Below are 24,360 nucleotides of genomic sequence, written 5' to 3'. Positions count from 1 at the left end.
CAATGCTAGCCCTTTGTCTAAGGTCTGCAATAGTGGTAGTAACACCACTATTGCAAACCCAGCAATGCTGGTGCAATGGACAGAGTCATGCAACAGCGAAGCGGCTTCGTTAAATAACGAAGCAAACTTCGCTGAAGGCCAGTGAAGCAGTGGCATATAAGCCAACAAAAAAACTGCCCCGTCACCATCGGTGATCAGGGGCAGTTTTTGACAAGCCAGTTATTAAGCCGGGTTCAATTCCAACTCATCGTTGTCATTGCTGTTGAATACTTCGCGGTCGAGCTCGCCTTCGGAGTTTGCAACGAGTACAGCTGTAACCGTTGTTCCTGTTGCGTTAACTGCAGTACGGCCCATGTCGATCAGCGACTCAACGGCAACAACCATTGCAAGTCCTTCGAGCGGAAGGCCAAGCGCTGTCAATACGACAGTTGTGGAGATCGAGGCAGGTCCAGGTACGCCTGCAACACCGATGGAAGAAATAATGCTGACAGCTACAATTAGGATGTAGTCGGTAAAGCTTAAATGAATGCCGTAAACGCTGGCAACGAATACGGAAACGATAGCCGGCCAGATGCCGCCGCAGCCGTTGAAGTTCATCGTAGCGCCAAGCGGTGCAACAAAGCTGGCAATTCGCGGCGATACGCCAAGGCGTTTCGTAATCACTTCAAGGTTAATTGGCAGTGTTGCGTAGCTGCTGCGGGTTGTGAAACCAACGGCAACTGTCGGGTAAGCCTTTTTAAAGAAGCGAAGCGGATTCAGCTTGCCAACGAAAGCCACAAGGCCGCCGAATACGAAGACAAAATGTATAATCAATGCGATGTAGCTGACGAGAATGAGTGTTGCCAGCGGCTTCAATGTTTCCAAGCCGTATTTCGCTGCCATAACGGCAATCAGTGCGTATACGCCGTAAGGTGTAAAGCGAAGGACGAATTTTACAACCTGATGCAGTACTTCCGTCAAGGAAGCGAACAGTGCTTTAACCGGTTGAACGGCTTCAGGCTTTTTGGAGCCTACTTTCACGATTGCGATCGCAATGAAAAGGGCGAAGATCAATACCGGAAGGACTTTGCCAGTAGCGGCTTCGTTAACCGGGTTGGATGGTACCAGATCGAGAATAACCTGGAAGAAGCTTGGCACTTCGCGGGCTTCAAAGCCTTCAGGCTGACTAGCTTCAAACGTACCAGCCGGGTTAATTGCAAGTGCAACCAGTAAGCCGATAATAGCGGCTACGCCAGTCGTGCCGAGGAACCAGGCAACGGTCTTGATACCGATTTTTTTAAGAAAAGCGATGTTAGTTATTGAAATAATACTGTTAATGACGAGTACAAATACTAGCGGAATAACGATCATGCGGATCAAGCTGACATAGATGGAGCCAATTGTGCCGACGCCTTCAAACTTCAATTGGAAGTTGTTGAAGATAACGCCTGCAACGAGGCCGAGGCCAAGTGCGACTAGCACCCGTGTGCCGAAGCCGACACGTTTTTTAGCCATAAAATAAAGCAGTGCAAGAAGTACTGCGGAAACGCCTAATGTAATCCAGTTATCCTGAAAGGCGGTGACCAGATTGTTTTCCATGATGAACATCCTCTCTTGAAATAACATAGTACTTGTATAAAGCCGACCTGATTACTATGCTTTAGAATGAAAACAATATATCACCCGTTAAGCGGGGATGTCAACGATATTTTTTATGTAAAGCAATCGTTTTGGTTGTATTCACTAATGCTATACATATCGGGAGGCTCTTCATTAAAGTGCTTAATTTGGTATCATTTTATGTTCTTGAGCATGCAGATATTCTAGTAACTATCGGCTGTACCACAGGCATAGTTGGTCTTTCGAGCTAGGCTTGCATTCTGTATGTTTATGCGATATATTGCGAAGAAAAAGATAGAGAAGGATGAGATAAATGCCGGTACCGAAAGATTTTGCTTCGCCGATTCGAATGACGGCCAAAGAGCGGGCCTTCTCCCAGCTTCAACGATGGATTATCGAGGGTACATTGCTGCCTGGCGAAAAATTGCTCGATGCTGAGCTGGCTGAATCTCTTGCAGTTAGCCGCACGCCGATCCGGGAGGCGCTCCAATTGCTAGAGGTACAAGGACTTGTCTCCATGCATCCGGGAAAAGAAACCCGGGTCACGCTTATTGAGAAGGACGATATTTTGAAAATGTATCCGACGATGGCGGTGCTTCACGCTCTAGCCGCGGAACATGCTGCTGCACTTATAACGCCGCAGCAGATTGAAATGCTGAAGTCCTTAAATGAACAATTCGGTGCAGCAATCGATAGCGGTCAGCCGTATCAGGCGATGGAGATCGATGAGCAGCTGCATAACATTGTAGTGGAGGCGTCGGATAACGCCTATATCGCTTCATTCAGTGCATCCTTGCAGATTCATATTCGAAGATTCAAGTATGTCTTTCTTAAACAGCCGAACACGACTACATTAGGCTCTGTCGAGGAGCATGCCGCTTTAATTTCCGCATTGGAAAAAAGAGATGCCGAAGCAGCTTCCGCCATCATGAAGCAAAATTTAATCCGGCCGATGAATGAGCTGTATTCACTCATTTGAGCCATCTACATTTAATGAAAAGGAATCACACTAAAAACGCCGAAAGGCGTTTTTTTATTTTCCGCAATGTGTAATTTAATATAACGGGGTATAAGCTGTAGTATCAGCAGCGGCAGCTGGACTGAGATGAAGCAAGCAAACATACCTCTTGCATTCTATATATGTATGCGATATATTGCATATATCATAAAAATCAGCGTAGTCCTATTAATAAGCAGATCATGATGAAAGGAAGGATTAGGATGACAACCGGAAAGGATTTAAGAATCCGCAGTAAAGTAATCAGCGAGGGCGCAAATCGGGTGCCGAACCGGGCGATGCTTCGGGCGGTCGGATTTAAGGATGAAGATTTTAAGAAGCCGATGATCGGCGTCGCAAGTACATGGAGCGAGGTTACGCCATGCAATATGCATATTGACGGTCTTGCTCTTCATGCGAAAAAGGGAGTTCAATCGAGCGGCGGCGCACCGCTTATTTTCAACACGATTACCGTTTCCGACGGTATTTCCATGGGGCACGAGGGCATGCTGTTCTCCCTGCCAAGCCGGGAGACGATTGCGGATTCCATCGAGATCGTAACGAACGCGGAGCGTTTCGACGGTCTCGTCGCTGTTGGCGGCTGTGATAAAAACACCCCAGCTTGCTTGATGGCGATCGGGCGAATGAATATCCCGGCTGTATATGTATACGGCGGAACGATTCAGCCTGGCAAGTTGGATGGCAAAGACGTCGATATCGTTACTGCTTTTGAAGCGGTTGGCCAATATCATGACGGTAAAATGACCGAAAAGGAGCTGCATAAAGTAGAATGCAGCGTATGTCCGGGACCAGGCGCTTGCGGAGGCATGTATACCGCGAACACGATGGCTTCCGCTGCAGAAGCACTGGGGATGAGCCTTCCTGGTTCGTCGTCAACGCCGGCAATTTCGTCAGGCAAAGCGGTAGAGTGCGCCGAAGCGGGCAAGCAGGTGCTGGAGTTATTGGAAAAAGAAATTTATCCGAAGGACATTATGACGAAAAAAGCGTTCGAAAACGCCATAACCGTTGTCATGGCGCTCGGCGGTTCGACCAATGCGTTTCTTCATTTGACCGCAATTGCTCATTCTGTAGGCGTCGACCTTACGTATGATGATTTTGAACGGATTCGTTTGAATGTTCCGCATATTGCGGATTTGAAGCCAAGCGGCAAATACGTTATGCAGGATTTGAATGATATCGGCGGCGTGCCTGGTGTTATGAAGCTGTTGCTGGAGCAAGGGCTGCTGCATGGCGATTGCCTGACTGTAACTGGAAAGACGCTGGCGGAAAACTTGGCGGATGCGGAACCGCTGCAGGCAGATCAAGAGATCATTCGACCGTTTGATCAGCCGCTCAAGCCAACTGGCCCGCTCGTTGTTCTGAGAGGCAATTTAGCTCCAGAAGGTGCTATTGCTAAAATGTCGGGGATGAAAAAGCTTCGTTTTACAGGCCCGGCAAAAGTGTTCGACAGCGAAGATGAGGCGACGGCAGCGATTTTGAACGATGACATTCATAAAGGGGACGTTCTCGTTATTCGTTATTGCGGTCCTAAGGGCGGACCGGGTATGCCGGAAATGTTGTCGGTAACGGCGTTAATCGTCGGAAAAGGATTGGGCGGAGAAGTGGCGCTCATTACGGATGGCAGATTTTCGGGAGGTTCGCATGGTTTCGTTATCGGTCATGTTGCACCTGAGGCTCAAGTGGGTGGTCCGATTGGGCTGCTGCAAAACGGCGATCAAGTCGTCATTGACAGTGAAACGCAGGAGATTGGCTTCGAGGTGTCTGCCGAGGAGCTGGAGCGCCGTGCTAAAGCATGGGTGCAGCCGCCGTTGAAATTTTCCAAAGGGGTATTGGCTAAGTACTCTAGGCTGGTATCCTCTGCTTCGAAGGGCGCAGTAACCGATCTTTTTGAATAAAGGAAAGCAGGAAGCCTCGTCCGGATGAGTCCGGCGGGGCTTTTTTTGTCGTTGCTTGAGAAGCAGTTGCGCTATAATGTAGAAAGATTAGGTGGGAGAGGGTGCAAAGCGAATGGAGACGAGGGAGAGTTTGGACAGCCGCTACGCCGTTATTTTTATCAGCAAACGAACGGATGGCGATAATGGATACGGAGAGATTGCGGAGCGAATGGATGAGCTTGCGTCACGGCAGCCCGGTTTTATTGGTGTGGACAGTGTAAGGGATGCTTCAGGAGCAGGCATTACGGTATCCTACTGGGACAGCCTGGAAGCGATTCGCGAATGGAAGCGGAATGAAGAGCATCTGACCGCTCAACGGACCGGCCGGGAGCAATGGTACTCCAGCTATCAGGTGAAAATATGCAAGGTGGAAAAAGAATATGATTTCAATTCCTCGGAGCTCTAAGAGCACGATGATAGATATGGATTATGATGTAACGATAATTGGCGCCGGAGTCGGCGGCGTCTTCGCGGCCCATGAATTGGCGAAGATGCAGGAGCGCCAGCAACAGAGGCCACTGAATATTTTACTGATCGACAAGGGGAAAAGAGTAGAGGAACGGCTCTGCCCGCTGGACCGGGGAGAAAGCTGTGACTGTGTATCCTGCGCCAAATATATCGGTTTTGGCGGATTGGGCAAATCGGAAGGAAAGTTTAATTATACGAATGATTTTGGCGGCGGTTTGGAAAGAAAGGTTGGCGGCGAGGCCGCTATGGCTTTAATGGATGAAGTGGATGCGGTGCTCTGCGAATATGGCGGGGAGGCCGCTGCCGACTATAGTACGGAAAATCCGGCGCTAACGGAACGTGCACGACAGGCCGGGCTAGCAGTATTAACGACGAGAACCCGCCATCTGGGCTCGGCGCTGTCGTCTGTCATACTGGAGAAGCTGCAGCACTATTTGTTAAGCCGTATCGCTTTGTCGTTTGAGACGGAAGTAGCCGCGGTTCATGTGGTGGAGGGCGGCTTCAAGCTTGTGCTTGACGTTGACGGTGCGGAAGGAAGACGGACGCTCACTACGCGGAAGCTTGTTTTTGCAACAGGGCGAAGCGGCGTCGATTGGATGGCAGCGCAATGTCAGGCGCTTGGTATTGGACAAGACTCGGCCAGAGTTGACCTTGGCCTGCGGGTAGAAATGCGCGGCAACCAATTGGATACCATACTCGGGGAAACGTTCGAGACGAAGCTGCAATATGTGGGCGAGGACTATGCAGCGACGACCTATTGTATGAATCCTAGCGGTCGCGTCATTCGCAAGCATCAGGACGGAATGGTCATGCCGGACGGCCAAAATTTTCGGGAGCGAGATGAGGGAGGTTCTGCGAATCTGAACTTTACATTGTTCGTTCCGAGATATTTTGGTTCCATGGAGGCTGCCGACAGCTTCGCACGCGGCGTTATTGGAGGTATCAATCGCGGCGGCGAACGAATTGCCGCCCAGCGGCTTGGAGATTTGCGGCTCGGCAGAGCGACTGAGCCGGAGGCGATGCGGCGGAACCGTGTAACGCCAACACTGCAGGTTGATCCTGCACAGCTGGCGAACGAGGTACCCGAGCTGTATACGAAGGCGCTGCTTGATTTTTTGACAGCGCTGGAACGGCTGCTTGGCGAGCCGATTGATGAGGATACGATGATATACGGCATCGACGGCAAATTTTATGCGCCAAGCATAGAGACGAACGCGTCGCTGGAGACACGCGTCCCGGGGCTGTATGTCGCCGGTGATTGCTCCGGCGTGACGCACTCCTTGTCGCAAGCGGCCGCGAGCGGCATTCATGTGGCCCGCCAGGTCGCGCAGCAATGTCTAAATGATCAGAGTGAGACTTGAGAGAACACTACCCTTATGCATACGACCTAAACCTGCTCTGTACAGCCACAGTGGGGGAACTCCGCTATTAAACAACTAACTATGCTACTGGATTAGGCCGTCATTCACTCTTCATTGAAGCTGGATTCGGAGTGCGAACTCTGATGCAAGTGCAATAACGAAGCAGGCTCGCAAAATAGCGAAGTCAGTTTCGCTGTAGGAGGGTGCGCATGGAGCTGACTCAGGGCATAGCGAAGCTAGCTTCGCTACTCATGAACGCAGGTTCACGGATAGCGAAAACCTCTTCGCTAATGAGAGAATGACCCGCCTTGAGAGGAGCTATAGCGAGGTTTGGTACGTTAAACAACGAACCAGCTTCGCTAATTCGCTGCATGCGTGGATTAAGGTCTATAACGAAGCAGCTTCACAAAATAGCGAAGCCAGTTTCGCTGTAGGAGGGTGCGCATGGAGCCGACTCAGGGTATAGCGAAGCTAGCTTCGCTACTCATGAACGCAGGTTCACGGATAGCGAAAATCTCTTCGCTAATGAGAGAATGACCCGCCTTGAGGGGAACTATAGTGAAGTTTGGTTCGTTAAACAACGAACCAGCTTCGCTAATTCGCTGCCCGCGGCATGCGAGGGTACGAGGCAGCAGTTGGAATGCTTTTAGCAGAATCCGGAGTCGTCTTATAACTCGAACTCGGTTCGTTTATAATGGATGATAGTAGGCGTTCAATCATAGGAGGGGTTCTTAAGATGGAATGGAACTATTACAATACCTTTATCAAAGTGGCGCCGGATTGTCCTGCAGAGAAGGGCTTGGTTCCGCCTAGTAAGAAAACCGGCAAGACAAAGCCCGGCATTGAGTTCGAGCTTGTTGCTGATCATCCCTATGAATATAGTCAGGAAGATCTGCTCTTCGAGGTGCATGTTCTTCATAAGGAGATACCTCAAGAGGAAATTGAAGCGAACGGAACTCAGCTTAAAGATGAGTTTTACCAGCGGCCGACGGCATGTATGAGAGCTTCGATGCTGCCGAAAAAATATGGCTGGGGCATTCACTTCAATGGTGAGGGCAAATTGGCTTTATATGAAGTTGGTTCACCCGAGTATGAACGGTATGCAAGCGGGGAAGACAAGAGTGTCACTGTAGTGGCGGCAATGCGGAACAGTAAGCCAAAATAAACAGCTACGGCCAATTGTGCCTGATTCGATAGCAAGACACCGGACTATAAGTTAAGAAGGGGCTGTCCCAAAAGGGGAAGCCCGAGTGAGAGAATCCCATAGTATGTGCAAAAGAACCTTCAAAACCACGAAGAAAGTGGATCTGAAGGTTCTTTTTTACGCGCATATTACACAAAAAGTGGGGGCTAATTTTTTTCGAAACTGCTTTTGGGCCGGCCTATTCTTTTGCTATACACTCCCTCATATTCTAAGGAAGCAGTACAGGTGCTTTGCGGTTATGCGTGCCTTGCTCGTAAGCGTAAGCCAGTTTGATTAGGGTCGGCTCGTCGAAAGACCGGGCCATAAATTCGATGCCTACTGGCAGACCTTCCGGAGTGAAGCCAGCCGGAACGGAAATGGCAGGGAAGCCAGTGAATGCACTGAGACGGTTGTTGACGCCGGCATTTTGTCCTTCGCCGATTTTAGCAGCCGTTTGGCTCGTCGACGGGTAGACGATAGCATCCAAGTTATTGTCGGCCATCAGCTTCAGCATGGCATCGCGGTTTTGCTTCGTACGGTACAAAATAATGTCTTTGTACTCTTGGGTTTCCAGCTCAGTTCTAGCATTACGGGTTTTCATCGATTCCAGCTGTGATTTAAGAACTTGGCCGGAATCAATAATTTCTGTCAGCGTATGATACGGTGCTTTATCACCAAGCTCGGCCAAGTATTCATTCAGTTGAAACTTGAATTCGTAGCCGCTCAAGCTAGGGTAGCCCAGCAACGTTTTGATGTTTGGAATTTCAATCGGAACAGCCGTGCCGCCCAGTCTCTCGATATCTTTAATCGCTGCTTTCACGATGTCCGTTACCGGCTTCTCGGCTGCGGTCTCCGGCAGCAACTCTACAGCTACGCCGATGCGGGCTCCTTTTAATCCGTTCACATCGAGGTAGTTGGTATAACTGCTTGGAATGTGTCCGACTGCATAAGCAGTTGCAACATCGTCTTTGTCATAGCCTGCTGTAGCATCCAGCAGAATTGCAGCGTCCGTCACGGTCCGGGCCATTGGGCCGCCAACGTCCTGAGTCAGTGCCAGCGGAATGATTCCGTCACGGCTGGACAGACCGACAGTTGGACGAATGCCGACAAGGCTGTTGAATGAAGATGGAATGCGAATCGAACCGCCGGTGTCGGTGCCAAGTCCTGCAAGTGCGAAGTTCGCGGCGATAGAAGCGCCGGTGCCGCCACTCGATCCGCCTGGATAGTGATCAAGCGCATACGGATTTAGCGTTTGTCCGCCAAGCGAGCTTTCGGTCGTAATGCCAAACGCGAATTCATGCAGATTGGCTTTAGCCAGGATGATCGCTCCTTGCTTTTTCAGAAGTGCGACTTGATCGGCATCTTCCTTAGGAATCGAATCTTTCAGGCAAAGGCAGCCAGCGGTTGTAGGCATGTCACTCGTGTCGAAGTTGTCCTTCACGATGATAGGAATACCGTGCAGCGAGCTGCGCTTGCCTTTCGTTTTGCGTTCTTTATCAAGTTCTTTCGCGATTTCGAGCGCTTTTGGATTAATCGTAATAAGGGCGTTGATCGATGTGTTCTGATCATCGTATTTTGCAATACGATCGAGATATTGTTGAACAAGCCCTTCGTAAGTCAGCTTCTCTTGGTCAACCGCTTTTTGGATGGAGCTGATCGTCGCTTCTACCAATTCGAACGGTTTAATATAATCATAGATTCGATAGGAGAGCGCGTAAGCTTGCTCATAAGTGAGCTTTCCAGACGGATTAAAACGATCCGCGGTTGAGCCAGTCATAATTTGGAAGGCGGACACTGCACCGACAGCCGAAGCATAGGCTTCTTTGTCCGGCACGTCCTTGTAGGATTCAGGTTTAGGAGGCAGCTTTAACGTCCCTGCGATCAATGTTGCAGCGTCTTTACGGGTTACGGAATCACTGTTTTTCAGCTTGAAGCTTTGAGTGCCGCCGGCAGCTTTTGCAGCCTTGTTGAAAATGGTGCTCAGCTCGGAAGAAGTAACAAGTTTGTTTTTGGCTTTGCTTTCAGATCCAAACTGAAGAGCGATAGCTTTAGCTGCATCCCCTGTGTATACAGCGACTGCTGCTGATGATGTAGAGGGTGTTGCTGCGAATGCGGAGAGTGGCGCTGTCGCCAGCATGACGCTTGTCACAATGGCAAAGGCTGCTTTCCGGGTCCATCTTAGTTGTTTGTTCATGAAGTATGCCCCATTCCTTTATGTAATATAATCTAACATTAAAGTGATTATAGTAGAAGGGTAATAGAATAGGCAATGCTTAAATTCAATAGAATAATGAATGAATTCTGTCGTTTTCTCTGAAAATCTACTCTTTTCTCTTGTTTCCTCTGATGATTATATTTATGTTAGATTATTTAACATGAAATTTGATATAGTTCATTTTCATCAAAAAAATCAACTAAATTGCGTCATGTAATCTATCGCTAAATATAGGGCATCGATCAACTAACGAGCTGAAAATAATCCCTATAAAAAAGTCTTTGTAATTCCGACTATTCCGATATATAATAACTCGCAAGAGACAAATGGACGATTAAATAGGTAGGTATTTATACACGGATTAGGAGGAATAGTAAATGGCCAAAAGAAACGGAATATCGATCAGCACTTTTGTTGCAGTAGGTATCGGCTCGCCTTTATTCGTCATTCTGGGAAGATTCGGATCCATTCCATCGGGTCTCCCTGATACGAATATTGAGACAACCTACGCACTGCTTGCGCTGATAGCGGTGCTTTACGGGCCGATTGCTGGCGTATTAGTGGGCTTGATCGGTCATACGCTCAAGGATGCAATCTTTTATGGATCACCGTGGTTCAGCTGGGTCATCGCATCTGCCCTTGTTGGACTCATCATTGGCCTGGCTTCCGGCAGATTGAAGATTGAGGACGGCCAATTTGGGGGGCGGCAAATTTTGAAATTCAACCTGTTTCAAATCGTCGCCAACGTCATTGCATGGCTTGTTGTGGCGCCTTCCCTGGATATTTTCATCTATGCAGAGCCGGTTAACAAAGTATTCGCCCAAGGCGTTGTTGCAGGAGCGGCTAATATTGTAACGGTAGGCATTATTGGTACGCTGCTGCTGCTTGCCTATTCCAAGACGAGAACGAGACAGGGAAGTCTTACCAAAGAAGTGTAAACGATCAGTTATACCTGCATATTTTATCGTCATAAGTCTAGACTGATCGGATCGTTATGAACGTTATAGATTAAGCGCGAAAGCCGGTGAGCTGCACCGGCTTTCCTATTTTTCAACAATGAAGAGGAAGCTGACATGAGCGAGAGAAAACCAGTCATCCAATTTGAAGATTTTAGTTTTCAGTATCGGGCGCAATCCGAACCTACGCTCCGCGAGATTAACCTGACGATATACGAGGGGGAAAAGGTGCTGATCGTTGGCCCTTCAGGCTCGGGCAAAAGTACACTCGGCCACTGCATCAATGGTCTGGTTCCTGCTTTTTATTCAGGCGAGCTTAGTGGTTCTGCTGCTATTCAGGGCAAGCCGTTAAAAGAGCTGGGCATATTTGAGCTCTCCGAATTGGTCGGAACGGTGCTTCAGGATCCTGATGGGCAGTTCGTCGGGTTAACGGTAGCGGAGGACATCGCCTTTAAGCTGGAAAACGAAGCGATGGAACAGGCCGAGATTCATCGAAGAGTGGCGGCAGCGGCACTAGCTGTCGGTATGGACAAGCATTTGGGCGATGCTCCGCAAAATCTGTCCGGCGGCCAAAAGCAGCGCACTTCACTCGGAGGGGTGCTCGTGAGCGATGCGAACATCTTGCTGTTTGATGAACCCCTCGCCAATTTGGATCCTCATACAGGAAAGCTTGCGATTGAGCTAATTGACCGTGTACATCGGGAAATGAATAAGACGGTTATCATTATTGAGCACCGGCTTGAGGATGTGCTGCACCGTGACGTTGACCGCATTATCGTCATGCAGGAAGGGCGTATAATCGCAGATCAATCGGCAAGCGAGCTGCTTCGTTCTGAATTGCTGGGGCAGACGGGGATTCGCGAGCCGCTTTATATTACCGCTTTAAAGTATGCGGGCTGCCAGTTGCGAGGCGAGATGAGATTGGAGCGGGTCGATGAGCTTCGGGTCGAGCATTGCTCGGCGGAGCTGCAAGCTTGGCAGGATGCTCAGCCAGAGGAGGATCGTTTGAAGGAAGGCACACCTTTGCTAGAAATCGAAGATCTGTCTTTTGGATACGAGCCGGATTCTCTTATCTTGGAGCATGTCTCCCTCCGCATTAATAAAGGGGAAATGGTCAGCATTGTTGGCAAAAATGGCGCAGGCAAATCGACGCTTTCCAAGCTGATTTGCGGATTCTACCGGCCGAGCTCCGGCGTGCTGAAGTACCAAGGGGCAGATATGCGCTCCGACACTATTAAGGAACGAGCGGAACGCATTGGCTTCGTCATGCAAAATCCGAACCATATGCTTTCCAAGACGCAAATTTTTGATGAGGTAGCACTTGGGCTGCAAGTGCGCGGCGTAACAGGGGAGGAGCTTGAGCGGCGAGTCTATGAGGCTTTAAAAATATGCGGACTGTATCCATTCCGCAATTGGCCGGTATCTGCGCTAAGCTTCGGGCAAAAGAAGCGCGTCACGATCGCATCGATTCTCGTCCTGGAGCCCGAGGTTATTATTCTAGATGAACCGACGGCGGGCCAGGATTTTAAACACTACAACGAAATGATGGAGTTTCTGCGGACGTTGAATCGGGAGGGCATGACTGTAGTAATGATTACGCATGACATGCATCTGATGCTGGAGTACGCGGATCGGACTATCGTATTGGCGGACGGCAAGAAGCTGGCCGACGATACGCCTGCTCATATTTTAACAGATGCCTCCATTGTGGAAGCCGCTGATTTAAAAGAGACGTCCGTCTTTGAATTGGCGCAGCGGGCGGGACTTGCCAATCCACGGGAATTTGTCAGCCGTTTTATCTCGTATGACCGGAGGGTGAGGGGCAGATGAAGGTACAAATGCTAAGCTACAAGCGTCTGGATTCACCTATTCACCGGCTGGCGGGCTCGACGAAGCTCATTTTTTTCGCCCTATGGTCCGTTGTTTCGATGATTACGTATGATACCCGCAGCCTGCTTGCGATGTTTCTGTTCAGCTTGATTATGTTCGCCCTATCAAAAGTGAAGTTTCGCGACTATTCATTTGTGCTCTATTTGATTCTGTTTTTCTTTTTGCTCAACCATATTGCTATCTTTTTATTTTCTCCGCATGAGGGTGTCAAAATATACGGAACAACGCATGAACTGTTCCATATTATCGGCTGGTATAGTGTGACGCTGGAGCAGTTGTTCTACCAATTCAACATTATGCTGAAGTATTTGACCGTTGTTCCAATTGCTTTGTTGTTTATTCTCACGACAGACCCAAGCGAGTTTGCGGCGTCGCTCAATCGGATTGGGGTCAACTATAAAATCTCGTACGCCGTGGCGCTAGCGATGCGCTATATCCCCGATATTCAGCGCGACTATCAGAATATTTCCTTTTCTGCGCAAGCACGGGGAATTGATACGTCGCGAAAAGAAAAACTGTTCAAGAGGCTGAAAAATGTCGTTTCCATCCTCTTGCCGCTCACTCTCTCCAGCGTGGAGAGGATTGGGGTAGTAAGCGCGGCTATGGAGCTGCGCGGCTTCGGCCGTCATAAGCGCAGAACCTGGTATAACGCAAAGTCGTTCACTGCTCGTGACTATGCCGCGTTTGCTGTCATTCTAATTGTGATGGCAGTGTCGATTACGCTAACGGTCAGCAATGGCTCCCGGTTTTATAATCCGTTTGTTTAAATGATATTTAGTAGAAAGGCCGTATCCTGGGGAGGCGGCCTTTCTGTTGTGCGGAATGTCTGGAGGCTTGCTGCTGTCAGTCTTTTAATCTGTCTTTCTTATTGTGAATTTGCTGCATCTTGAATTAAAATGTAAAACTGCAGTTTGTCAGTTGCATAATTGACGATTTCTAGCTTCAAAATGCAAATATGCATTTTGATTAGCCGAAAATAGCCCGCTAGGACGAAATATAGCGATTTCAAGTGCACTTTTGCATTTTGAGAGCGGTTTTGGCTCTTTTTGCGGCTTTCAAACTGTATTTTTACATTTTGTTCATCGTATAGTGCGGCTTTACGCTACAGCAAAGAGGCCGTCCCTAGGGCGGCCTCTTTGCTGTAGAACAGTTCTACTTTTTGTTTTCTTCGCTTCTGGCGATCAGCATATCGACGATCATGTCGATTTGGCCGGTTATTGCAATCGGATCGTAGCGGTAGAAGGTGTCAAAATCGTTGTAGAAGATCGTATTGTTCTTCGACGCGTCAAGATTTTTCCATACCGGGGAGTTTTTCAGCTTGCCGATTTCTTCACCTTTTTTCTCCGGATCGTAAGTCGTCAGGAACATATAGTCCGCTGCATAGTCCGGCAGCACTTCAAGGGAAAGCTGCGTCGTCGCTTTATCCGCGGAGATTTTCTCCGGCATTTTTAACCCCAGCGCATTATAGACTGCTTGGCCGCCTCGTCCGGCGTTGTCGCCGAATACCCACAGCTCGCCTTTATCTGTCAGCTCGTATAAGCCGAAGGTTGCGTTCTCATCGATGATGCCTTTCAGCTTCTCGCGTCCTTCCGCTGCTTTTTTATCAAAATTAGCGAGGAACTCATCGGCTTTCTCTGGGGTACCAACGATGTCTCCGAACAGCTTTACGGCTTCGGAAATATTGCTGGTCGTTCCGTAAGGAATGTGGATCGTTGGCGCGATTTTGGAAAGTGCCTCATAGTTTTCATCATACATAACGACAATCAGATCAGGCTTCAAATCCAGCGTTTTTTCCGGGTCAGCAGGAGCTCCAACCTCTTTGGCATCCTTCAGCAAATCTTTCAGAAACGGATTGTCGAACGTAGTTGGCTCTACGCCAACTACGTTGGCGCCTACTGACAGCAGCTCGCCGCCGTAGTAGTCCGTTACGATACGCTGCGGTTTTACCGGAATTTGAACATCGCCTTTATCGGTTTTATAAGTACGGAATTGCTCTTCGGCTTGAGGAGCATCAGTTGCAGCCGGCGCAGCCGTGCTCTCAGCTTTGTTCGCAGAAGTGCTGCTGCCCTTTGAATTGTTCGATCCGCAAGCGGATACGATGGCCGTCAGCACAAGCAGCAGAGCGGCGAGAGTAAGTAAAGATTTTTTGTTTGGCACAGGTGAAACCCTCCAGTTTATCAATTGAATGCCGTTTCGAACTTCACAATATATGATATTGCGAATCATTATCAAATGAATAATAACAAATATCAATTGGGATGTCTACTGAAAAGAATAGGAAGAGGAAAGGAGGTTATCCAGACAGCCCGGCTGGTGAATAAAGAGGCAACAGAAAAGGACAGCCCGGCTATAACCGGAGCTGTCCCCACTCAAAAACTATAGATCAATCGTAAGTGTCACCGGGCAGTGATCGCTGCCAGTAATATGAGGCTCGATATCAGCGCTAACGATAGCAGGCTGCAATTGAGAAGAAATGAGGAAATAATCGATACGCCAGCCGACATTTCGCTCCCGCACCTTCGGCATATAGGACCACCAACTGTAGGCGTCAGTCCGTTCGGGATGGAGATGGCGGAAGGAGTCGGTGAAGCCGGATTGCAGCAGCTCGGTCATTTTACCGCGTTCCTCCAGCGTAAACCCGGAGTTGCCGAGATTCGGCTTCGGATTTTTCAAGTCGATCTCCTCATGGGCAACGTTCAGATCGCCGCAGACGATAACCGGCTTCTTCTTGTCTAGTTCTAGCAAAAAGGCACGGAACCGGTCCTCCCATTCCAGCCGCAGCTCCAGCCTCGACAGATCACGCCGGGCATTCGGCGTATACACGTTGACGAGATAAAAGCCTTCGAATTCCAGCGCGACGATTCGGCCCTCAGATTCGTAGTCTTCTTCCAGGCCATATCTTACCGATAAGGGCTTCACTCGGGTGAAAACGGCTGTGCCGGAGTAGCCTTTTTTCTCCGCATAATTCCAAAATTGTTCGTATTCCTCGCCAATCTCAAGGGTGATTTGACCTTCTTGCAGCTTGGTCTCCTGCACGCAAAAAATATCGGCGTCCGCTTCCTTGAAATAATCGATGAATCCTTTGTTGACGCAGGCCCGCAGGCCGTTCACGTTCCAAGATACGAGCTTCATTCGCGCATGTCTCCTTACAATCTATCATGTTGATTCTAGTGTAACATACAAAGGCGGAGGCATGTTCTGATAGAATAGATGGAGAAACAGGGATAACTGGCTCTACTAATTAATAGCTTTATACAAGAGCCCCAAGAAAAGCGGGCAGACTATACACAGGGACAAGGCGTTTGACAAACATTAGCGGCATTCGTACTATGAAGCTGTACATACAAGATGTTGTCAGGGATGCAGAAGGGATGCGGATGAAAATGAATCAGCCACATATTGTAGTAATAGGAAGCTTGAATATGGATATCGTTGTACAAATGGATCGTTTTCCAGTGCACGGAGAGACGTTGACCGGACGGGAGGCGCATTTTGTTCCAGGCGGAAAAGGGGCGAATCAAGCCGTTGCAGCGGCGCGTCTTGGTGCACACACCACAATGGCGGGAGCTGTTGGCGGCGATGCATTCGGCAAGGAGCTGCTGGGGTCGCTGCAGCGCAGCGGTGTCGATCATAGTCAGGTCCGGCAATTGGAAGGGGAGTCGACAGGCATTGCCTCTATTATGGTATCGCCTGATGACAATATGATCGTCATTGTACCGGGGGCAAATGCGCAATGCCTGCCTGAGCATGCAGCGGCACTGGAACCTGTCATTGCAGCGGCGGACACGGTATTGCTGCAGCTCGAAATTCCGCTGGAGACGGTGACAGCCGCAGCGGTGCTGGCGAAAAAACACGGGAAGCGGGTTATTCTAAACCCTGCACCTGCACAAAAGCTGCCGCAAGAGCTGCTCGATTGCGTCGATGTGATCACGCCAAACCGTTCCGAGCTTGAGCTGCTAACGGGTCTGGGGACTTCGGACGGCGAGCTGGAGCAGGCGATGGATGCTATGCTTGCGCTGGGACCGGATACGGTCGTAACGACGCTTGGCGGAGATGGAGCGGTCTTCAAACAGCGCGGCGGAAAGCTGCATTCCCAATCGGCTTATACCGTACCGGTTGTCGATACAACGGGAGCGGGCGATGCCTATAACGCTGGTCTGGCTTATGCGCTGTCGATCGGCGAGGATATTCAAGCCGCTGCTGCGTTGGCATCGAAGGTATCGGCTCTGGCGGTTACGAAGTTTGGGGCGCAGGATGGCATGCCGCTGATGGCGGATGTGCAGGCTTTTAACACTAGCCGTTAAATTAGAATTTTCAAATCCCCTTATTTGGCATGGGAATTGTAAGAGTCGGGTCTTGCCGTATGGACGTATTCGTAATATGCTGGAATAGAGTTTGCGACTACATAGGTTAGGAATCGATGATACGATGACAATCGGTTTTTTCGACTCGGGGATCGGCGGCCTTTCCGTGCTTGCCGAAGCGCTGCGGCGGCTCCCTGCACAGGATTATTTGTATATGGCGGACACGCTTCATGTTCCTTATGGCACGAAAGAGAAAGACGATGTTAAAGCTTATGTGATGGAATCCGTCAGCATGATGATGGAGAGAGGCATTGATGCGCTTGTCGTTGCTTGCAATACGGCAACTAGCATTGCGGTGAATGAGCTGAGAGAGGTTTACTCACTGCCTATCGTCGGCATGGAGCCGGCGGTAAAGCCAGCAGTAGAGATGAATCACGCCACGGGCAAAAGGGTGCTCGTATTCGCGACGCCGCTTACGCTGCAACTGCCGAAATATTACGCGCTCGTCTCCCGCGTGGACGAGGGCGGCATCGTGGACTCGCTGCCGCTTCCGGAGCTGGTTCGCTATTGCGAGAACCTGCAGTTCGATAAAGAAGTGATGGCACAATATTTCCACGAGAAGCTGTCCGCCTACAATTTGGACGATTACGGCATTATCGTGCTTGGATGCACGCATTATCCTTTTTACAGAAATGTGCTGCGGGAGCTTCTGCCTCCGCATATTCAGATTGTTGATGGCAACGCGGGCACCGTTCGCAGGCTGTCGGCCTTGCTTACCAGATCCGGCATCGCGCATAACGGAACCGGCCGCGTCAGCTTTATGAGCTCGGGCAATGAGCCTGCTTATCTGGATAAAATGCAGACAGCACTCGCTTTTGTCCGGGAGTTGAACGATTAGCATAATACTGCTCTAGGGCAGAATCTATACAAGAAGCCGCTGGCGCGACGCCGGCGGCTTCTTGTATGTTATCGGGCTAATGAATTCCAAGGCATTATCGTTTGTTGGCAGCGCCGCAGGATTCGCGAACGATCAGCTCCGGCGAATGGTTGAGGCTGATCGTTTCATCGGAGCCGTTGATGGCGCTGATCAATTGCAGCACGGCCATCCGGCCCAAATAATCATTGTGCTGATCCATCGAGGTCAAGCGCGGAATGCTGTAGTCGCTCTGCTGGAACTGATCGCAGCTTGCGATTGCAATTTGCTCCGGGCATGACAAGCCGCGATCCTTCAGGGCGCGGAGTGCGCCAATGGCGACCATATCGTTCATAGCGATGACGGCCGTTGGCAGACGGTCTGAATTGCTGTCCAGCAGTTGGATCATGGCTTCATAGCCGTCGGGCGCATAATAATCGGACGGTACGATGTAAGAAGGCTGCACGGTTTGGCCCAGCGCCTTCATCGACTGTGTAAAAGCTTCAATTCGCGAGGTTGTGATGCGAATGCCCGGCTCGCCGCCGACAAAGCCGATACGCTCATGGCCCAGCGCGATAAAGTGATGGGCGAGTGACGTTACGCCCTGCTTCAAATTCCGCTCTACGAACAGACAGCTGCAGCCCTCGATCTTAGAGCCCATAATGACGACCGGCACCTGCCGGTGGAGCTGGTTGAGCGCTTCGACGAACGAGGCGGGAACGTCTTCCTTGTCGATTTGGCCGCCTAGTATGAGAACGCCGTCGACCTGCTTCTCCAGAATGATTTTGAAATAATCCTCTTCTGCAATGGTTTCGTCGTAGCGGTCGGCGTTCCGCGAGAACATCGTGTTAAACAGCAAGGTTGCGTAATTGTTCTTAAGCGCAAAGCTTTCCACTTGCAAGAAGAGGGAAGCGAAATAGGGATTCGTAATGTCGGGCAATATGACCCCGATGTTTTTCGTTTTATGATTAATCATGCCTCTGGCGAAAATGCTCGGTGTATAGCCGTATTCGTCTATCACCTGCTGAATCCGCTCCCGTTTTTTGGGCGATACGGAAGGACTGTTGTTCAGCACGCGCGATACGGTGGAGACGGAGACGCCGCTTTTCTCAGCGATTTCCGTAATGGTAATCTTGCTTTTCAAAAATGCCACATCCTTTAAGCTTGCTTGCCGATGCTTCGATTCTAACGCAACTTGACGGCGTCTGCAACAGGTATTTGGTAACGATACCAAATTGGCGGCCAAATGATCAATGAGAAAGGCATGGATTGTGAGATTGGGTTTGAAAGGCGATAAATATAACGATTGACAGTCTTTTTTTCGTCTGATAATCTTTGCAGTGACAGCATTTTCATCATTCCATTTGGTAACGTTACCAAGTTAACGGGAGGTGCATCACGTTGAAGAAAGAGGCTACGGAATCCGTTCTGGCGGTCGATCTTGGAGGAACCAGCATCGTTGTAGGAGAGGTTACGCCAGACGGAAACGTTCTGGGCACCAAAGCTTACCCCAGCGATACGACAACACAGTCGGTTGCGCTAGCAGCCATTATACGAGCGATAGACGATTATAAAGGGACGATAGGATTTCAAGCGGAAAAACAACTCGCAATCGGTATCGGTCTCGTGGGACGGGTAGACGAGCAGCGGGGCATATGGATCGAAATTGAGCCTGGCAAGACGGAAGTGCTTGATGTACGAGGCATTATCGAGCAGCGTTACGGACTGATCTGCGGCATTGATAATGACGTCGCCTGCGCCACGAAAGCCGAACAGCAATTTGGCTGGGGAAAAGAGTCGCAAAATTTCATCTACCTCAACGTCGGTACAGGTATTGCCGCTGGCATGGTCGCAGAAGGGCAATATGTGAACGGTGCCAGCTTTAACTCTGGGGAGATCGGCCATATGGTCGTTTCTATGGACAGCGATGTGGTTTGCGGCTGCGGACGGAGGGGCTGCGTGGAGCGGATTGCCTCAGGCCTAGGCTTGCATGAGCGGGTAACGGCGCTTAGGAGCCAATACCCGGAAACCTCGCTGCCATTGCCGTCACCGGCAAGCGGTGAACGAGTTGCTGCTCCAGTGATATTCGAGGCTGCACAGGGCGGCGACGAACTGGCGCTTAAAGTAAGTGAAGATGCGGCCAAAGCGCTGGCAGCCCTTATCATGAATTTGGTGCGGGTCAGCGACCCGGATACGATCGTGCTGGGCGGCGGCGTCGTGAAAAACGATTATTTTGCCGGACGGATTCAATCGTACTTGAATCCGAAGACGATGCGCTTCGTTGCTCATCCGCTCGTGCAGACGAAGCAATCGACGATAGAGGTCGGATTGGCAGGTGCCGCTTTGGCCGGCTGGCGGGCAAGCAAGCGAAATGGAGAGGGGATGAAGAGTGATGGATAAGCAGCTTCTGGAGGATATTGTGAGGTCGGGTTACATTCATCGGCCGCTGCCGCTGTATGAGAGACGCTCCTTGGAGCATAAGCAGCAAGCCGAACCGGTACTTGAGGAACTTGCGCTTTTTGGTGGAGAATCAGCAGGAGAGAATTCCGAGTGGAACCACCGCGGACCTGGCACTTTAACTTTCACGAAGGAGCAAGCGGTCACGCTCAGCTCTCCAACGCTGATGCCGCATTGGCCGGAAGGGGCCCCTGCTGATGGGGATTACGTCAACTTCGGCATCGCTTCGATGGTCAAGTCGTTTGACCGTGCTAATTGGGAGACTTACAACCGGATTACAATCGAGGTTTACCCCGATTTTCCCGGTGTACCGAATACGTACTTATTCATGAAATTTAAAAACGAGGGCGCAATTGCGATACCGGATATTTATCATCGCGAAGGCTATCACGGCGTCAATCTGAAAAACAGGCAATGGAACGTCATCCATTTGGAAATCCGGGAGCTGCCCAGAGATGCCGTTACCGAGCTGGAAGTCGGCTATTATCTGAACGGAAAGGATCGTGCGACGGGCGACCGGATGGAGCTGACGCTTCGTGCAGCAAGGCTGGAGAAAGTAGCTGGACATGAAATTTCCAAAGGCTGGACGCCAAAGGCCGGCGACATTATTTACTCGCATAGCGGCTACAATCTATCCGGGGCGAAAACAGCTTTCTCGGCGGCGGATGCGAATGCGGCTGAGGCTGAGGGGGAAGGACGGGAGGAAGTCCGCTTCCACTTGAAGCATGCTGGCAGCGACGAGATCGCTTTTACCAGTGCAGTCGGTTATATCGATACGGGATTAGGACGTTTTGCGACGTATGACTTTTCCGCGTTTTCCGAGAGCGGGCTGTACTGGCTGCAAGCCGGAGACCTTCGTACAGAAACTTTCGCGATTGGCAGCGCAGCGGAAGTCTGGCAGTCTTCGGTATGGAAATCGTTGAATTTTATTTTTTGTGAACGTTGCGGCTACCCCGTTCCAGGCATTCACGGCAGCTGCCATGCCGATATCGTCGCCAAGCATGAGGGAACTGTGTTGTCCTATAACGGCGGCTGGCATGATGCAGGTGACGTATCCCAACAAACCGTTCAGACGGCCGAAGTCGCGTTTGCACTTTTCGAGATGGCGGAGAAAGTCGAAGGATTGGACGGCGACTTGTATTTGCGTTTGATCGAGGAAGGCGAATGGGGACTGGACTTTCTGCTGAAGACACGCTTTGGCGACGGCTATCGTGCGACAAGCGCCGGTATTACCCGCTGGACGGACGGGCGTATCGGCAATATGGATGACGCGGCGGCGCGCGTTCACAATCAGGCCTATGAAAACTTCTACCTTGCCGGCATTGAAGCCTATATTCATAAGCGGATCAAGACGGTAAATCCGGCTTTGTCTGAACGACTGCTGCGTTTCGCTGAAGAGGATTTCGAATTTGCAATGGCGGAATTTGCGAAGCATGGTATCGACCAGAAGCCGATTTTTTGGGAGCATACGTATCAGACCTCGGAGAGCTTGTACATGGCGACTGCCTCCTGGACAGCTTCGATGCTGTACCGTTCGACGGGTGATGAGCGCTATGCTGTCCATGCGGCGAAATTCATCAGCTATGTGTTGGAAAGCCAGGAGCTGATGGGTCTCTCATTGGATAACGGAACGATGATAGCCGGTTTCTTTTACCGCAATCCGGACAAGAAAGTCGTGCAGCATTTCAATCATCAAGCTAGGGAGCATTTGTATTTGCTTGCTTTGGTCGCGATTCGGGAGACGCAGCCGGGGCATGAAGATGCTGGACGCTGGCAGGAGTCCATTGAAAGCTATGGCGATTATCTGAAAAAGCTGGCTGCCTATACGGCGCCTTATCCGATGATTTCGAGCGGGATCTATCACGTTGATGAGCATCTTGATGAGAAAAGCTTCGGCTACCAGCATTTGTTGACGGATGAACGCGCGCGTGAAGATTACAGTGTACAGCTGGGGCATGGCGTTAAGCTGAACGACTCCTATTATTTGCGCCGTTTCCCGGCATGGTTCTCTTTCCGCGGCAACAATGCGATTCTGCTCTCCACGGGCAAGGCGGCTTCATTGGCGGGCGCTTACTTGGGAGATGCTGAGTTGATAGGGATCGCAGAGGGTCAGCTTCAATGGATCGTTGGGAAAAATCCGTTCGCCCAGTCGCTCATGCATGGCGAAGGCTACCGGTACGCACAGCAATATTCGGTTCTAGGCGGAGAAATGACGGGGGAAATTCCGGTCGGCATTCAAACCTGGGGCAACGAGGATGAGCCTTATTGGCCCCAATTCAACAATGCGACCTATAAAGAGGTTTGGACAGGCAACGCCGGCAAATGGCTGTCGATCGTAGCCGATCTTTATGCCATCGACAAGAAAAGTGAGGGATCACGATGAAGCCAACGATGATGACGTATATTTTGGAAGAGCAGGAGATGGTCGAGAGCATTCTGGCGAGTTATCCGGACAACGTCCGTGCTTTCGCGGATGCGGCGCTGGACAAAACGGACTGGCTCGCTTTCGCCACAGGCTCCAGCTACAATGCGGCGCTCAGCGCCAAATATTATATCGAGAAATGGGCCGATGTCCGGATCGAAGTGAAGGAGCCATTCCACTTCACCCATTACGACCGGCTGTCGCCTTACACCGATCTGGCTCTGGGCATTTCCCAGAGCGGACAAAGCACCTCGACGATTGGCGCTTTGCAGCGCGTGCGCCGGGAGCGGGACATTGCCACGATTGCCTTTGCGAGCGATACGGAGAGCGCGATATCGGAAACGGCGGATGTGACCGTTGATATCGGCTGCGGCAAAGAGCGGGTGGGGTATGTGACTAAAGGCTTCACAGGAACCGTATTGACGCTCATGCTGGCAGGGCTTCATCTCGGGGAGCGAAAAGGGAAAGCGACAGCAGCGGAGGTGGAGCAGCAGATTGCTGCTTTCCGTAAAACGGCGGCCGCTATTCCGTCCATCATTGCGGCAACGGAAGCGTTCTATGAGCGCTACAGCTCCGAATTCGTCAGTGCTCCGCGCTTTACCGCTGTGGGCAGCGGCCCTGTCGTCGGAACGATTAAAGAGATCGAGACGAAGTTTTGCGAGACGGTCCGTATGCCGTCTCAGGGCATCGAGCTGGAGGCGTTCATGCATGGCCCGTATTTGGAAGTGAATCCCGAGCACCGGATCTTCTTTCTAGAGACGGAAAGCGCAGTGAAGGAAAGGCTGGAGCTGCTGCGCAGCTACGAAAGCCGAATTACACCGTATACGTATACGGTTAAGCTGGCAGCTTCCTCGGAGGGGCGTACGCTGGGGCTAGGCGTCGAGCTAGATGAATTCCAGGCGCCGCTTGCCCTCATCATTCCGTTTCAGATTTTGGCCCATCATATTGCCGGAGGCCGCGGCATCGACCTGACCAACCGGATCTACACCGACTTCGGCATGGCGATGCGCAGCAAGACGCAGCCGGGCGATTACGCTTAATTTCTGCTGAGTCACAAAAAAAGAAAAGGACCACATTCCCGCTAACAGCGGCTGAATGGGTCCTCTTTGTGCTTTTTGTGATGGAGGGATGCTCTCCAGATACGCCGGGACAGTTGCTGTTTGGGACATATACGGTCATATTCGCCGCCATGTCATTCTGTGCTAATATAGTGACTCATTGCACCGGTAGCTTTGTTGCTTATTGTTCAGTCACACATTGCATCTGCAAAATGTACCTTGTCACGCCTTCGTTAAGTAACTTACTGTATGTGCCATGCAACTCAATGTGTGTGCATCATGACGCCCGTTATGTACATGAAACCCATGCTGCTCATACAGCCAACGATTGCATCGCTATACTGTCGCTTGCAGCTCAAAATGTAAAAGTGCATTTTGATTTTGTATTTTGCGCCCTAAAAGCTGCTCAAAATGTAAATCTGCAGGTTGATTCGGATAAAATCGCCGATTTCAGGCAAAACCTCCAAGGCCCCCTAAATAAACTAGAGTCTCCCTACCCAAATACATTAAAATAAAGAAAAGGGAGATGATTCGGTATGGGTGGCAAAAGACTGAAAGAAGAAACACGTATGAGAATTGTTC

Annotated in this window: 18 protein-coding genes; 13 read left to right on the top strand and 5 right to left on the bottom strand. The window is 50.4% G+C overall.

Going from position 1 to position 24,360, the window contains the following annotated elements; all coding sequences use genetic code 11:
• Positions 1-222: 222 nt before the first annotated feature.
• On the bottom strand, positions 223-1,578 hold the full coding sequence (locus IEX98_RS08810) for a dicarboxylate/amino acid:cation symporter (protein WP_188888588.1): 1,356 nt from the start codon (positions 1,576-1,578) through the stop codon (positions 223-225).
• Between the two features lie 334 nt (positions 1,579-1,912).
• On the opposite strand from IEX98_RS08810, the gene IEX98_RS08805 reads away from it, so the two are divergent.
• The 5 genes from IEX98_RS08805 (at position 1,913) to IEX98_RS08785 (ending at position 7,545) form a co-directional block, all read left to right on the top strand.
• Positions 1,913-2,578 (top strand): GntR family transcriptional regulator, encoded by a 666-nt coding sequence (locus tag IEX98_RS08805; protein WP_188888587.1) that lies wholly within the window; start codon positions 1,913-1,915, stop codon positions 2,576-2,578.
• A 242-nt stretch (positions 2,579-2,820) separates the two neighbouring features.
• On the top strand, positions 2,821-4,512 hold the full coding sequence (ilvD, locus tag IEX98_RS08800) for a dihydroxy-acid dehydratase (RefSeq protein ID WP_188888586.1): 1,692 nt from the start codon (positions 2,821-2,823) through the stop codon (positions 4,510-4,512).
• Positions 4,513-4,624: 112 nt separating this feature from the next.
• Complete coding sequence (locus tag IEX98_RS08795) at positions 4,625-4,957, top strand: antibiotic biosynthesis monooxygenase family protein (RefSeq protein ID WP_188888585.1); 333 nt, start codon at positions 4,625-4,627, stop codon at positions 4,955-4,957.
• A gap of 16 nt (positions 4,958-4,973) precedes the next feature.
• Positions 4,974-6,380 (top strand): NAD(P)/FAD-dependent oxidoreductase, encoded by a 1,407-nt coding sequence (locus IEX98_RS08790; protein ID WP_188889317.1) that lies wholly within the window; start codon positions 4,974-4,976, stop codon positions 6,378-6,380.
• A 736-nt stretch (positions 6,381-7,116) separates the two neighbouring features.
• Positions 7,117-7,545, top strand: a complete 429-nt coding sequence (locus IEX98_RS08785; protein WP_188888584.1) for a DUF6157 family protein — start codon at positions 7,117-7,119, stop codon at positions 7,543-7,545.
• Between the two features lie 247 nt (positions 7,546-7,792).
• Here the strand turns inward: IEX98_RS08785 and IEX98_RS08780 are convergent, their stop codons facing one another.
• Positions 7,793-9,757 (bottom strand): amidase family protein, encoded by a 1,965-nt coding sequence (locus tag IEX98_RS08780; protein ID WP_229692064.1) that lies wholly within the window; start codon positions 9,755-9,757, stop codon positions 7,793-7,795.
• A 398-nt stretch (positions 9,758-10,155) separates the two neighbouring features.
• Between IEX98_RS08780 and IEX98_RS08775 the strand changes: the two genes are divergently transcribed.
• The 3 genes from IEX98_RS08775 to IEX98_RS08765 all read left to right on the top strand — a co-directional run bounded on the left by IEX98_RS08775 (position 10,156) and on the right by IEX98_RS08765 (position 13,391).
• Positions 10,156-10,716, top strand: coding sequence for an ECF-type riboflavin transporter substrate-binding protein (locus tag IEX98_RS08775; protein WP_188888583.1), 561 nt, complete (start codon positions 10,156-10,158; stop codon positions 10,714-10,716).
• Positions 10,717-10,851: 135 nt separating this feature from the next.
• A complete protein-coding gene (locus IEX98_RS08770) occupies positions 10,852-12,564 on the top strand; it encodes an ABC transporter ATP-binding protein (RefSeq protein WP_188888582.1) in 1,713 nt (570 codons plus the stop codon).
• Positions 12,561-13,391 (top strand): energy-coupling factor transporter transmembrane component T family protein, encoded by an 831-nt coding sequence (locus tag IEX98_RS08765; protein WP_188888581.1) that lies wholly within the window; start codon positions 12,561-12,563, stop codon positions 13,389-13,391. The genes IEX98_RS08770 and IEX98_RS08765 overlap by 4 nt, the downstream gene beginning before the upstream one ends.
• Before the next feature lie 385 nt (positions 13,392-13,776).
• Here IEX98_RS08765 and IEX98_RS08760 read toward each other — a convergent pair whose 3' ends face one another.
• Together IEX98_RS08760 and IEX98_RS08755 are read right to left on the bottom strand one after the other, a co-directional pair.
• Positions 13,777-14,781: an ABC transporter substrate-binding protein gene (locus IEX98_RS08760; protein WP_229692063.1), complete on the bottom strand. Its 1,005-nt coding sequence runs from the start codon at positions 14,779-14,781 to the stop codon at positions 13,777-13,779.
• Between the two features lie 219 nt (positions 14,782-15,000).
• Positions 15,001-15,756, bottom strand: a complete 756-nt coding sequence (locus IEX98_RS08755) for an exodeoxyribonuclease III (RefSeq protein WP_188888580.1) — start codon at positions 15,754-15,756, stop codon at positions 15,001-15,003.
• Positions 15,757-16,001: 245 nt separating this feature from the next.
• On the opposite strand from IEX98_RS08755, the gene rbsK reads away from it, so the two are divergent.
• Complete coding sequence (gene rbsK, locus IEX98_RS08750; RefSeq protein ID WP_308421768.1) at positions 16,002-16,928, top strand: ribokinase; 927 nt, start codon at positions 16,002-16,004, stop codon at positions 16,926-16,928.
• 124 nt (positions 16,929-17,052) lie between these two features.
• A complete protein-coding gene (murI, locus tag IEX98_RS08745) occupies positions 17,053-17,826 on the top strand; it encodes a glutamate racemase (protein ID WP_188888579.1) in 774 nt (257 codons plus the stop codon).
• A gap of 94 nt (positions 17,827-17,920) precedes the next feature.
• Here murI and IEX98_RS08740 read toward each other — a convergent pair whose 3' ends face one another.
• Complete coding sequence (locus IEX98_RS08740; RefSeq protein ID WP_188888578.1) at positions 17,921-18,985, bottom strand: LacI family DNA-binding transcriptional regulator; 1,065 nt, start codon at positions 18,983-18,985, stop codon at positions 17,921-17,923.
• A gap of 257 nt (positions 18,986-19,242) precedes the next feature.
• Here IEX98_RS08740 and IEX98_RS08735 point away from each other — a divergent pair, with 257 nt between their 5' ends.
• Genes IEX98_RS08735 through IEX98_RS08725 form a run of 3 tightly spaced genes read left to right on the top strand, consistent with a single transcriptional unit; the run spans position 19,243 to position 23,760 of the window.
• Entirely contained in the window at positions 19,243-20,241 is a 999-nt protein-coding gene (locus IEX98_RS08735) for an ROK family protein (RefSeq protein WP_188888577.1), read from the top strand.
• Positions 20,234-22,681, top strand: coding sequence for a glycoside hydrolase family 9 protein (locus IEX98_RS08730; RefSeq protein ID WP_188888576.1), 2,448 nt, complete (start codon positions 20,234-20,236; stop codon positions 22,679-22,681). Before IEX98_RS08735 ends, IEX98_RS08730 begins: the two co-directional genes overlap by 8 nt.
• Entirely contained in the window at positions 22,678-23,760 is a 1,083-nt protein-coding gene (locus IEX98_RS08725) for an SIS domain-containing protein (RefSeq protein WP_188888575.1), read from the top strand. The genes IEX98_RS08730 and IEX98_RS08725 overlap by 4 nt, the downstream gene beginning before the upstream one ends.
• Positions 23,761-24,360 lie beyond the last annotated feature (600 nt).

It is taken from the genome of Paenibacillus radicis (ex Gao et al. 2016) (assembly GCF_014641555.1).
Classification (GTDB): domain Bacteria; phylum Bacillota; class Bacilli; order Paenibacillales; family Paenibacillaceae; genus Pristimantibacillus; species Pristimantibacillus radicis.
Note: the sequence above shows the minus strand (reverse complement) of the source record. Positions and strands in the feature narration are given on the sequence as shown.